This is a genomic window from Natronococcus sp. JC468 (genome assembly GCF_012163165.1).
GTDB classification, from domain to species: Archaea; Halobacteriota; Halobacteria; order Halobacteriales; family Natrialbaceae; genus Natronococcus; species Natronococcus jeotgali.
The window spans coordinates 15,303-27,717 of the sequence record NZ_JAAVUO010000039.1; the positions used below are offsets into that span (position 1 = coordinate 15,303).

Sequence of the window (12,415 nt, forward strand, 5' to 3'; positions counted from 1 at the left end):
ACAATCATCGAAAGAAAAGTATGTTTACTAATTAATACGTGATGACAGTTCGTGTTGTAGATGTCTAACGAAGAACCAGCCCAACTGGGTAACGGGAGAAAGAGCGTCACTCGGAGATTCTATTTGCAAGGGTTGACTGCCGTCGGCGTTGGAATCGGTGGCCTCTCGATGACGACTGGCGCGCAAACTGAGGACTCTCTTCCGGCACCGTTCTGTGGAGACGCTGCTACAGGGCCGACAGACCCACCAGGACAGGCGGGACAGTGTATCGACTGCGTGCGTGCGGTCTGTGAAAACGAGCCGGTTGCCGTTGCCCTGTTTAGTGGTCTGTCCGGGCAATGCTTTACGCTCTCGCCCGAAGAGATTCCGGAAAATGCCGATTACATCACGCTCAAGGCAGGCCAGTACTGTTTCTTGGGCGAGGTTCCGGAGGACCCACAGGAAGACGTTACGTGGTGCATAGAGCAATCTAACGGTCAACCGGAGATGTTGCTGGACATCAGCAACGTAACTCTGTACGCATGTCCAGACGAAGCTCCCCCGTCTGTCGACGACGTAGACGTTACCTGTGACCAAATAGTTCTCACCACCTCGAACATCGACGATGGTGAAACGCTCGATGTGACGGTTGATTTTTCGGACGGATCCACGGAGGAATATACCCCGACAGTCACCGATAACCAGGCGACCGTTACGTTGCCTGGCGATCGTGATCCAATCCACCTTCGGATCGAGTACGACGGGTTCATTCTGTTCAATGCAGGTGTGGTGGCATCCGATGCACCATGTGGGGATAACCCGGCTGTCACCGATATCGAGGTCACGTGTGCACAGATTACTATCCAGACCACAAACATCGACGAGGGCGAACAGCTGGATGTAACGGTGGACTTCACGGACGGTTCCACAGAGACGTACATGCCGATGGTCGATGCTACCGGTGTTGCAACGGTCGAACTCCCGGGAGATCGCGATCCGGAACGTCTCATCGTGGAGTACGAGGAGTTCTTGCTGTTCGATCAGCTTGTGGCAGCAGCGGATGCACCGTGTCAGAGACCGCCGGAGTGCCCGCCGGATCTCGACATCGTGTACAAGTACTACAAGAAGAAAGGAAAGTGGTGTCCGAAAGTCGAAACCGGAGGCGATCCGGATGCGTTCTCGATCGAGGGTGACCGCAAGGAGGTGACGATCCGTGCACCCTTCCCGTTCGCCGTCAGCTATGCCGTACAGCAAAAGAAACACGACAAGTGCGACGACGGCCAGAAGGACACACATCACAAGAATTGCACGGAGCAGGACCCTGTACTTGCCGAGCCAGTCGACGGTGAGTACTGTGCGACGATATCGTGCAACTTGAAGAAGAAGATCTGCTGGTTCCGCGTCTTCTGTCCGGAGGACGGCTCGGGCGACCCCGTCGATAACAGTTGAACAGGGCCCGGAAATCCGAACAGCTGAAGCCGACAGCGGTCTTTTGTACGCAGACGGAGTTAGTACGGTTCGCTACGCGGCCCGTACCGATCACGAATTTCGCGGCCCCAACTAAGGAAGTCGCTACTACCCACCGTTGTCTTGCTGGGACGTGTGAGTCTGCGTTGCTCGAGCCTAGAACTGGTAGCGTCGCTCGTCGTCCATGCTCGGGTACTGGTCGGCGCCAGTCATCTCGTCGAAGGTCATCCCCGAGAGGTACTCGTCGTAGGTGACGTCGTACCCCGAGCGCAGCTGGAAGTCGAGTTTGCCGCTGTCGACGGTCGTCTGGAACAGCATGTGAATCGCCCGCCGGACGAGTTCGTCGGTCGCCTCGGGCTCGAGTGCCGTCTCGAGCAGCGCCAGTTCGTTTCGCGTCTCCCGATCGAGAGCGACGGTCAGCTCGTCGCCGACGTCGCCGTACGACTCCTGCACCTCCTCGTTGAGGTCGTCGAGGCTCATAGGGGGGCGGACTCGCGCGGGCCGGATAGACCTTTCGTGCTCGCCCTCGAGGACGCCGCCGGAGGCGATCCAGTACACGTAAGCCGGGGCGGTCGCTAGAGCGGCCGATGAGTGACGCCGACGCAGACGTCGACGCCGACGAGCCGTCGGTGCCCGACGACCTCGCGGACGTCCGCAAGTCGTTGATCGCGTGGTACGAGGCCGACCACCGCTCGTTCCCCTGGCGCGAGACCGACGACGCCTACGAGATCCTCGTCAGCGAGGTGATGAGCCAGCAGACCCAGCTCGACCGGGTCGTCGACGCCTGGGAGGACTTCCTCGAGCGCTGGCCGACGACCGCCGAGCTGGCGGCCGCGGATCGAGCCGAGGTCGTCGGCTTCTGGACCGACCACAGCCTCGGCTACAACAACCGCGCGAAGTACCTCCACGAGGCCGCCGGGCAGGTCGAGGAGGAGTACGACGGCGAGTTTCCAGAGACGCCCGAGGAGCTCCAGGAGCTGATGGGCGTCGGGCCATACACCGCGAACGCGGTCGCGAGCTTCGCGTTCAACCAGGGGAACGCGGTCGTCGATACGAACGTCAAACGCGTGTTGTATCGGGCCTTCGACGTCCCCGACGACGAGTCGGCCTTCGAGGAGCGGGCGAACGAACTCATGCCCGCAGGGCGCTCGCGGGTCTGGAACAACGCCGTCATGGAACTCGGCGGGGTCGCCTGCCGACAGACGCCCCGCTGCGACGAGGAGGGGTGCCCCTGGCGCGAGTGGTGTTCGGCCTACGAGACGGGGGATTTCACCGCCCCGGACGTGCCGACCCAGCCCAGCTTCGAGGGGAGCCGTCGACAGTTCCGCGGGCGCGTGATCGGAACCTTACGGGAGTACGACGAACTCGAACTCGACGCGCTCGGACCGCGGATCCGGGTTGATTACGCCCCCGGCGGCGAGTACGGTCGGGCGTGGCTCGAGGGGCTGCTCTCGGATCTCGCCGACGACGGGCTCGTCGAGGTCGAACGGCGGGACGGGACGACGGTCGCGCGCCTCGAGCGATAGGCGTCGAACGGCGTCTCGAGGCCCAGGTGGTCCTCCTCTCGGTAGCTCGAGACAGGGTAGGCGGGCGGTAGCACACGGCGTCAGGCGTCGCTCCTCGTCGTTACGGAGAACGATCGGTTGGAACAGATTCGAACCTCGACGAGACGTGCTCGCTCACGGCGCTTCGCGCCGTTCGCAATCGCGGTCGGCGACCGCGTTCTCGCTGTGCGCGACTCGTCTGGTTCAAACTGCTCAACGTGACGGTTCTGTCGCGAGCAAACCCGCGAGCGACAGAAGTAGTGGGTTGGGGCAGATTTGAACCACGGTCGTTTCGCTCACTCCGTTCGCTTCACTCCCTGGTTCAAACCGCCTAACAGTTTCTGACGAACGCACTCCTCACTGCGTTCGTCGTATTAGATCGTCAGAAATGGGTTGGGGCAGATTTGAACTGCCGGCCTCCTCCATGTCAAGGAGGTGTCATAACCAGACTAGACCACCAACCCGCCTGGTTTCGCGTCCGTGGCGTCGTGCGCCACCTCGCCTGCACTCCTTGCTTGCCGACGGCCGTAATTGAAGGTTTCGAATCGTCCGTCGTGCGTAACTCCCCACCACGGGCGGCGATACGCTTAAGTCCGTGTACGAATTTGAACATCGTAAGACAACTCCGTACATTGGTGCTCACTATGCAGGACTTCATCGAACGCGTCACGGACGGCGAGGATCTCACGCAGGAAGACGCTCGAGCGGCCTCGCGGGCCGTCTTCGAGGGTGCAACCGACGCCCAGATCGGCGCCTTGCTGACGGCGCTGCGGGCGAAAGGCGAGACCGAGGCCGAGATCGCCGGCTTCGCCCAGGGGATGCGCGAGGCCGCCCGCACGATCGAGCCCGATCGCGCGCCGCTGGTCGACACCTGCGGTACCGGGGGAGACGACTACGACACGATCAACGTCTCGACGACCAGCGCGATCGTCACCGCCGGGGCGGGCGTCCCGGTCGCCAAACACGGCAACTACTCGGTGTCCTCGTCGTCGGGCAGCGCGGACGTCCTCGAGGAGGTCGGCGTCGAGGTCGAGGCCGAACCCCCAGCGGTCGAGGACGCCATCGAGCGCGACGGGATCGGGTTCATGCTCGCGCCCGTCTTCCACCCGGCGATGAAGGCCGTTATCGGCCCGCGCAAGGAGCTCGGAATCCGGACGCTGTTCAACGTCCTCGGGCCGCTGACCAACCCCGCCGGGGCCGACGCCCAGGTCGTCGGCGTCTACGACCCCGAGCTGGTGCCCGTCCTTGCGGACGCGCTCGCGCGGATGGAGGTCGAGCGCGCGCTGGTGGTCCACGGCGCGGGCACCGACGAGATCGCGATCCACGGCGAGACCCGCGTCGCGGAGGTCGAGGGAACCGACGTCGAGGAGTACACCATCGAGCCGGCCGACCTCGGGTTGGCCGAACACGAGATCGGCGACATCGCGGGCGGCTCGCCGACCGAGAACGCCCACGACATGCGCGGCATCGTCGAGGGCGAGGTGGCCGGCGCCAAGCGGGACGTGATCCTCGCCAACGCCGGCGCGGCAGTGTACGTCGCCGGCGAGGCCGACTCGCTCGGGGCCGGAGCCGACGCCGCGCTCGAGGCGATCGAGTCGGGCGACGCCGCGGCGAAACTCGAGGAGCTCTGCGCCCAGAACCGCGCCGAGCCCCCGGGGCAGGAGGCGCGATGACGCGGGTGAAACTCTGCGGGACGACCGACGAGGACGACCTCGAGGCGGCCGTCGACGCGGGCGCCGACGCGGTCGGGCTCATCTCCGAGGTCCCCGTCGACACCCACCGCGAGCTCGCCCCCGCCCGCGCGGCCGACCTCGCCGCGGCCGCGCCCCCGTTCGTGACGACCGTTCTCGTGACGATGCCCGAGACGCCGACGGCGGCGATCGAGCTGGTCGAGACGGTCGGCCCCGACGCCGTCCAGCTCCACGGCACGCTCGCGCCCGAGGCCGTCGCGACCGTCCGCGAGGAGGTCGACGCGATGGTGCTGGTCGTCCTCGAGGCCGGCGAGACCGACGCGGCGGCCGCCCGGCGGTACGACGCGGTCGCCGACGGGCTGCTCGTCGACACCCCCGCGGCCGAGGGCGGTGGGGGTACCGGCGAGACCCACGACTGGGAGCTGACCCGCAAGCTGACGGCCGTCCTCGAGTCGCCGATCGTCCTTGCGGGCGGATTATCGCCTGCGAACGTCGCCGACGCGGTGCGGACGGTCGAGCCGTTCGCCGTCGACGTCGCCAGCGGCATCGAGGACGCCGACGGCGCGACCGACGCCGACACTGCCCGAGCGTTCGTTGAGCGAGCGAGAAGGGCGACCGCACCGCTCCCCCACTCATGAGCGAGGCCGAACGAACCCCGACCGAGGCGCCCGCACTCGACCTCGACCGGGAGGCGTTTCGCTCACACGTCGGCGACGCCGACGCGGACCGCCCCGTCGTCGTCCGGGCCGTCGCCGAACTCGAGGTCGAGACGTCGCCGCTCGCGGCCTACGCCGCGCTGACCGGACGAACGAGCGACCGCTCGCGGTCGCTGTACGCCTTCCTGCTCGAGAGCGCGGAGAAGACGGCCTCGAGCGACCCCGACGGAGCCTTCCGTCCGAACGCCTCGCGGGCCGACCGCCACGCCCGGTACTCCTACGTCGGCTACGATCCGGAGGCCGTCGTCACCGTCGACCCCGACGGGGCCTCGGTCGAGGCGCTCTCGGCGAATCCGCCCCTCGAGGAGCTCGAGCGCGATCCCGACGGGGACACCGTCGACACCCTCAGAGCCGCCTTGCCCGACGCTCGGCTCGCGAACTTCCCGGACCACGACCGACAACATCTGGAGGGGGGACTCGTCGGCTTTCTGGCCTATGATGCCGTCTACGACCTCTGGCTCGAGGAGGTCGGCTGCGAGCGACCCGACTCGCGGTTTCCCGACGCGCAGTTCCTGCTCACGACCAAAACCGTCGCGTTCGACGAGCGCGACGAAACCGTCTCGCTCGTGTTCACGCCCGTCCTCGAGGACGGCGACGACCCCGACGCGGTCTACGATCGCCTGCTCTCGGAGGCCGAGGACGTCGCCGGGACCCTCCGGGAGGCGTCGGCGCCGGAGCCGGGCGGGTTCGTCCGCGAGGACGAGCGCGCGGGCTCGCGCGAGGAGTACCAGGAAAGCGTCCGACGGGCGAAGGAGCACGTCCTCGACGGCGACATCTACCAGGGCGTCGTTTCGCGCACCCGGGAGCTGTACGGCGACGTCGACCCGATCGGATTCTACGAGGCGATGCGGGAGATCAACCCCTCGCCGTACATGTACCTGCTCGATCACGACGACCTGACCGTCGTCGGCGCGAGCCCGGAGACGCTGGTCTCGGTGCGCGGTCGCGAGGTCATGTCGAACCCGATCGCGGGCACGTGCGACCGGGGCGCCGGACCCGTCGAGGACCGCCGGCTGGCCGGCGAGATGCTGGCCGACGAGAAGGAACGGGCCGAACACACGATGCTGGTCGACCTGGCGCGCAACGACGTACGTCGGGTCGCCGAGCCCGGTTCCGTGCGGGTCGACGAGTTCATGAACGTGCTGAAGTACAGCCACGTCCAGCACATCGAGTCGACGGTAACGGGTCGGCTCGCGACGGACGCGGACGTTGCCGAACCGCGCTCGGTAGCCCGGGAGACCGCGTCTCCCGATGCGTTCGACGCGACCCGGGCCGCGTTCCCCGCTGGCACCCTCTCAGGAGCCCCGAAGATCCGCGCGATGGAGATCATCGACGACCTCGAGAGCGAGCCCCGCGGGCTGTACGGCGGCGGGGTCGGCTACTACTCCTGGACGGGCGACGCCGACTTCGCGATCGTGATCCGTACCGCAACCGTCGAAGACGAAGGAAATCGTGATCGAATCACCGTCCAAGCCGGCGCCGGACTGGTCGCCGACAGCGACCCGACCGCCGAGTACGAAGAGACCGAAAAGAAGATGGGCGGCGTGCTGGCCGCCCTCGAGGCCATCGAGGACGAACGGACCGAGGCGACGCCGGAGGTGGGTCGATGAGCGTGGCCGAGGCCGAGGGCGAGACCGTCCGGGTCCTCGTGATCGACAACTACGACTCCTTCACCTACAACCTCGTCGAGTACGTCAGCCAGCAGCCCGGTACCGAGACCGAGGTGCTCAAGAATACGGCCTCGCTCGAGGACGTCCGCGCGGTCGACCCCGACGGGATCATCGTCAGCCCCGGTCCGGGTCATCCGAGAAACGACCGCGACGTCGGCGTCTCGACGGCCGTCCTCCGGGAGGTCAGCCCCGAGGTGCCGACGCTGGGCGTGTGTCTCGGCCTCGAGGCGGCCGTCTACGCCTACGGGGGCTCGGTCGGGCGCGCACCCGAACCGGTCCACGGGAAGGCGTGGGCGGTCGATCACGACGGCGAGGGCGTCTACGCCGGCCTCGAGCAGGGGTTTCGGGCCGGCCGGTACCACTCGCTGGTCGCGACCGAGATTCCGGACTGCTTCGCGGTGACGGCGACGGCCGACCACGACGGCACCGAACTGGTCATGGGCGTGCGCCACCACGAGCACCCCCTCGAGTGCGTGCAGTTCCACCCCGAGAGCGTCCTCACGGCGGTGGGCCACGACGTGATCGAGAACTTCCTCGAGGGGCTGTGACGGGTGTCGGTTCGTCTATACTCGGCGCGACGTTCCGTTGTTCCGGCTGAGCGACCTGTATTGCGGTGGCGCGCGCTGACCGAGAGCGAGCGAACTGCGAGCTCTCGGATCCAAGTCGTGTGAGGGATGAACGAGGGAGCAACGCGACCGAGTGAATCGGCTGGGGAGGGCGTGGCGATTCCGTGTTGCCAGCTCGAGCAGAACGCTCGAGTCCTCAACAGTCGCTTTACAGCCGATATCGTCGTGAATTCTCGAACGACCTATCCGATAACGCCGACGGTGTAGAGGCCGGCGAGGGCGACGCCGGCGACGATGCCGACCCGGACGGCGAGTTTGAGCGCTACCCGAACGGCGAGGATTGCGACCGCGACGAGGGCGAGAGCGACCAGTGCGAGCAGGAGTCCCGTGCTGGAGGTCAGTGGCTCGAGCATACGCGGGACTCCGGACGGCAACTATGTAGTCTTTCTGGATATACTGAAATACTCGGATAGTGTATTGTTTCTATTCCGAACCGCTTCTGGAGTGGATAAGCGGATTCATCGCCCGCAAATTTACTTTCAGTTTGATCTGAAAATCATTAAGACGGTCGCCGCCGTAGTCTCTCGTAAGCGCGAAGAGAGCCGTTTCGCCCTCGCGTCGCGACCGTGATGGAGTAGATGCGTAGCTACGCAACTATGGTTGTATTACTACAACAAGAATGGAAGAATACCACTACAATTATGAGGCGCCGATGAATACCGATTCTTCGCTACAAATGACCCACGCCAGGACCCCGACCCGCGACGGAATCCGCACGCGTCGGCGGGTTACCCTCGAGGTGACCCGCGCATGAGCGAATCCGACCTCTCCGCGGAGGAGCTTACCCTCCCCATCAAGCGCACCGAGGGCGACACCCTCGAGGAGCGACTGACCGCAAACGCCTACGGGAACATTCTCCCCGCCCGATACCTCCGCAAGGACGCCGACGGCGAACTCGTCGAGAGCCAGGAGGACCTGTTCGACCGCGTCGGCAAGAACATCGCCCTCGCCGAAGCCGTCTTCGAGGCCGAGAAGCGCGACCTCGAGATCACGGTCACACCCGACCAGCTCAAGCCCGACCACCCGCGGCGGGACGAACTCGCCGCGGAGGTCTTCGGTGCTGGTACGACGGCGGACGACGAGGCCGAAGCCGCGCTCTCTATCTACAACGCCAACAAGTTCGCCTACGACACCGTCGTCCCCGAACTCCCCGACGAGATCCGAACGCATGTCGAGGACGTCGCCGAGGAGTTCCAGGAGATGATGGCGAACCTCGACTTCATGCCGAACTCGCCGACTCTGATGAACGCGGGCGACGAGCTCCAGCAGCTCTCGGCGTGTTTCGTCGACTCCCCCGAGGACGACATCGACGATATCCACCAGACCGCAAAGGAGGCCGCGCAGGTCTTCCAGAGCGGCGGCGGGATGGGCTACGCCTTCTGGCGGCTGCGCCCCTACGGCGACGCGGTCGGTTCGACCGGCGGTATCGCGTCGGGCCCGATCACGTTCATGCGCACCTACGACCAGATGTGCGAGACGATCGCCCAGGGCGGCGCCCGACGGGGCGCCCAGATGGGCGTCATGCGCGTCTCCCACCCGGACGTCATCCAGTTCATCCACGCCAAGAACAAGGACGTCTCGCTGGCCGAGACGCTGCGTCTCAACGACCCCGACGACTACACGCACACCTCCTTCCAGGACGCCCTGGATGAGGCCCGCGAGCTCATCGACGACGAGGGCCGCGTCCCCAAACACCTTCGCAACGCCGTCGAGGGCCACCTCTCCAACTTCAACATCTCCGTCGGCGTCACCGACGACTTCATGGAGGCCCTGGAGAACGGCGGGGAGTTCACGTTTACCAATCCGCGGACGGGCGAGCCCCACATCGCGACCGCGGAGACCAAGGAACTGTACGAGATGTTCGGTCTCGGCGAGCACGTCGAAGTCGGCGAGGAGCTGTCGATCCCGGCCGAAGAGCTCTGGGACGACATCGTCGAGGGCGCCCACGAGAACGGCGAACCCGGCGTGATCTACCTCGAGCGAGTGAACAAGCAACACTCCTTCGATGTGGACAAGCATCCAGATCATAGGATTCTTGCAACAAATCCTTGCGGAGAACAACCGTTGGAGGAGTACGAGGCCTGTAACCTCGGGCACATCAACCTCTCGACGCTCGCCGACCTCGAGGCGCCCGACTGGCGCGTCTGGTACGACGAGCACGGCGAGGAGTACGACGACCTCGAGGCGGCCGTCGACGCCTTCCTCGAGGAGGCGATCGACTTCGAGGAGTTCGATCGGCGCATCGAGATGGGGACGCGCTTTTTGGAGAACGTCGTCACCATGTCGGATTTCCCGGTCGAGAAGATCGAGCAGAAGGTTCGGGAGATGCGCAAGATCGGCCTGGGCATCATGGGCCTGGCGCAGCTGTACATCCAGCTTGGCATGGAGTACGGCAGCGAGACCTCCAACGAGGTCGCTCGCCAGCTGATGACCCACATCAACCACACCTCGAAGTGGACTTCCCACGAGCTCGCCGAGCAGCGGGGCAGCTTCGAAGAGTGGGACAGCTCCAAGTACGCGAACCCGACCGACTACCGCGAGTGGTTCGAACACCAGACCGGTCTCGACGCCGACGAGTGGGCGGACGGATTCGCGATGCGGAACCACAACACGACGACCATCGCGCCGACGGGCACGACCTCGATGGTCGGCAACACCACCGGCGGCTGCGAACCCATCTACAACGTCGCCTACTACAAGAACGTCTCCGACGACGTCCAGGGCGACGAGATGCTCGTCGAGTTCGACGACTACTTCCTGCGCGTGCTGGAGGACAACGACGTCGACGTCGACGCGGTCAAGGAGGAGGCCACAGAGCAGATGGCGACCAACCGGTTCGAGGGCGTCGAGGGGCTCTCGACGGTGCCCGACGCCATCGGCGAGCTGTTCGTCACGACCGGCGACCTCTCGGCGAAAGACCACGCCGGCGTGCAGGTCGCCTGTCAGGCCGGCGTCGACTCCGCGATCTCGAAGACGGTCAACGCGCCCAGCGACTCCACGCTCGAGGACGCCAAGGACGTCTTCGAGTACATCTACGAGCACGGCGGCAAGGGCGTCACCTACTACCGCGACGGCACTCGTAGCAAGCAGGTGCTGACGACCCGCGCCGAGAACGCCGACTTCGCCGACGAGACCGAGGCGGCCGAGGCGCTCGCCGAACAGATCGAGGAGATCTTCGGCGGCCTCGAGGCGTTCCTCGAGAGCGACGAGGTTCGGGACGTCCTCGAGGACGACGTCGGCTCGCTGGCCGAGGCGGACGACCGCGACCCCGTCCAGGTCGACTTCACCGAGAAGCGCGAGCGTCCCGATGCCCTCCACGGCGTCAGCCAGCGCATCGACACCGGGTACGGGAAGGTGTACGTGACGATCAACGAGGATCCCGAGACGGGCCAGCCGTTCGAGCTGTTCGCGAACATCGGCCACTCGGGCGGGTTCACCAACTCCTTCACCGAGGCCTTAGCGAAGGTCATCTCGACCTCGCTGCGCTCGGGCGTCGACCCCGATGAGATCGTCGACGAACTCTGCGGGACCCGGAGTCCGAAGGTGGCCTGGGACAAGGGCGAGCAGATCCAGTCGATCCCCGACGCCATCGGCACCGCGATGCGTCGCTACCTCGAGGGCGAGATCGACAAGCCGTACCCGACCCAGCAGACCTTAGAGGACGCCGCGGACGCCGAGATCACCGACGGACCGAAGACCGACGGCGGCGCGGCCGCGAAGGCGGCGAGCGACGACGACGTTCAGGACCTTATCGACGCGGGCGAGTCGCCCGAGTGCCCCGACTGCGGGGCGCTCTCGCTGTACTACTCCGAAGGCTGCAAGACCTGCGAGTCCTGCGGCTGGAGCGAGTGCTAACCGGTAGCTGAGTCTCCCTCTCGTTCGTTTCTCGCGGTTCGTTTCGCGTCTCGATCTTCCCCCATCATGCTCAGGTGATACTACTTTGCACGTCGCGTGCGAACGTTCAGCATGAGAACGACGCGATCGCTCGTTATCGAGACCGATACCGACGAGGTGCTGCTGGGCGAACCGGTGACGATCCGCGTTCGGGACCGGTTACAGAACCCCCTCGAGGGCGTCACCGTCTCCACCCGGCGGAAGGGCGTTCGAACCGACGAGACGGGACGCTGTCAGCTCACCTTCCACGCGCCCGGCCTGTGGTCGCTCACCGCGACCAAGCCGAGCGAAGGCGAGATCACCTACAGGCCCGCGACGACGCTCCTTCGTGCGGTCACCAGGCCCGCGATGGCGCGGCGGGTCCGTCGGATCGCCGCTCTCTCGGAGTGAACCGGAACCCCGCAGTACTTGGGGACTCGAGCGAACGGACGCGTATGAGCGACGAGGAGAGCGCGGACGCCGACGGACCGACGGACGCCGCGTCCACCGGCGCGCCCACCTGTTCGTACTGCCAGGCGCCGCTGTACAAGCGCCACTGCAAGTACGTCTGTCCGCAACACGGCGTCGTGATCGACTGCAGCGATCCGTTCCGGTGAACGCTCACGCGTCGGCGCTTCCGGCGGCTCGGGACTCGGACAGCCGACGGTAGAGCGGCCCACCGACCAGAAGCGCTGCGGCGAGCGCACAGCCGAACGCCAGCGAGAGCCCCGGCTCGTCGCCGCCGGCGGCGACCGTCGCCGTCGAGGCGCCGCCGGCGGCTCCGGCCACCCTCCAGGGGGGGTCCCCCGCCGCGGGTCCCGCCCAAAGCTGGCCCAGCGGGGGGCCGCC

General features: G+C 65.9%; 11 protein-coding genes, 1 tRNA gene and 1 pseudogene. 9 read left to right on the plus strand and 4 right to left on the minus strand.

What is annotated here, in order from left to right:
* Positions 1-60: 60 nt before the first annotated feature.
* Positions 61-1,428, plus strand: coding sequence for a hypothetical protein (locus GWG54_RS16795; protein WP_167938856.1), 1,368 nt, complete (start codon positions 61-63; stop codon positions 1,426-1,428).
* Between the two features lie 174 nt (positions 1,429-1,602).
* Here GWG54_RS16795 and GWG54_RS16800 read toward each other — a convergent pair whose 3' ends face one another.
* Positions 1,603-1,926 (minus strand): hypothetical protein, encoded by a 324-nt coding sequence (locus GWG54_RS16800; RefSeq protein WP_167938857.1) that lies wholly within the window; start codon positions 1,924-1,926, stop codon positions 1,603-1,605.
* A 107-nt stretch (positions 1,927-2,033) separates the two neighbouring features.
* Here GWG54_RS16800 and GWG54_RS16805 point away from each other — a divergent pair, with 107 nt between their 5' ends.
* Positions 2,034-2,972, plus strand: coding sequence for an A/G-specific adenine glycosylase (locus tag GWG54_RS16805; RefSeq protein ID WP_167938858.1), 939 nt, complete (start codon positions 2,034-2,036; stop codon positions 2,970-2,972).
* A 407-nt stretch (positions 2,973-3,379) separates the two neighbouring features.
* On the opposite strand, the gene GWG54_RS16810 is transcribed toward GWG54_RS16805, so the two are convergent.
* Positions 3,380-3,454: transfer RNA gene (locus tag GWG54_RS16810), tRNA-Val, on the minus strand.
* 180 nt (positions 3,455-3,634) lie between these two features.
* Between GWG54_RS16810 and trpD the strand changes: the two genes are divergently transcribed.
* From trpD to trpG, 4 genes are read left to right on the plus strand one after another with little or no spacing between them, the layout of a single operon-like run.
* A complete protein-coding gene (gene trpD, locus GWG54_RS16815) occupies positions 3,635-4,663 on the plus strand; it encodes an anthranilate phosphoribosyltransferase (protein WP_167938859.1) in 1,029 nt (342 codons plus the stop codon).
* Positions 4,660-5,319: a phosphoribosylanthranilate isomerase gene (locus GWG54_RS16820; protein ID WP_167938860.1), complete on the plus strand. Its 660-nt coding sequence runs from the start codon at positions 4,660-4,662 to the stop codon at positions 5,317-5,319. The genes trpD and GWG54_RS16820 overlap by 4 nt, the downstream gene beginning before the upstream one ends.
* The gene (trpE, locus tag GWG54_RS16825; RefSeq protein WP_167938861.1) at positions 5,316-7,007 is read left to right on the plus strand and encodes an anthranilate synthase component I; all 1,692 of its coding nucleotides are present in this window, start codon (positions 5,316-5,318) and stop codon (positions 7,005-7,007) included. The genes GWG54_RS16820 and trpE overlap by 4 nt, the downstream gene beginning before the upstream one ends.
* On the plus strand, positions 7,004-7,615 hold the full coding sequence (gene trpG / locus GWG54_RS16830) for an anthranilate synthase component II (protein WP_167938862.1): 612 nt from the start codon (positions 7,004-7,006) through the stop codon (positions 7,613-7,615). Before trpE ends, trpG begins: the two co-directional genes overlap by 4 nt.
* A 260-nt stretch (positions 7,616-7,875) precedes the next feature.
* Here the strand turns inward: trpG and GWG54_RS16835 are convergent, their stop codons facing one another.
* On the minus strand, positions 7,876-8,046 hold the full coding sequence (locus tag GWG54_RS16835) for a hypothetical protein (protein WP_167938863.1): 171 nt from the start codon (positions 8,044-8,046) through the stop codon (positions 7,876-7,878).
* A 397-nt stretch (positions 8,047-8,443) separates the two neighbouring features.
* Between GWG54_RS16835 and GWG54_RS16840 the strand changes: the two genes are divergently transcribed.
* From GWG54_RS16840 to GWG54_RS16850, 3 genes are all read left to right on the plus strand, one after another.
* Positions 8,444-11,548 (plus strand): adenosylcobalamin-dependent ribonucleoside-diphosphate reductase, encoded by a 3,105-nt coding sequence (locus GWG54_RS16840; protein ID WP_167938864.1) that lies wholly within the window; start codon positions 8,444-8,446, stop codon positions 11,546-11,548.
* 111 nt (positions 11,549-11,659) lie between these two features.
* On the plus strand, positions 11,660-11,977 hold the full coding sequence (locus GWG54_RS16845; protein WP_008419509.1) for a hypothetical protein: 318 nt from the start codon (positions 11,660-11,662) through the stop codon (positions 11,975-11,977).
* Positions 11,978-12,021: 44 nt separating this feature from the next.
* Positions 12,022-12,183: an HVO_2523 family zinc finger protein gene (locus GWG54_RS16850; RefSeq protein WP_167938865.1), complete on the plus strand. Its 162-nt coding sequence runs from the start codon at positions 12,022-12,024 to the stop codon at positions 12,181-12,183.
* A gap of 4 nt (positions 12,184-12,187) precedes the next feature.
* Here GWG54_RS16850 and GWG54_RS16855 read toward each other — a convergent pair.
* Positions 12,188-12,415 (minus strand): annotated as a pseudogene (locus GWG54_RS16855) (TVP38/TMEM64 family protein); the annotation flags it as partial.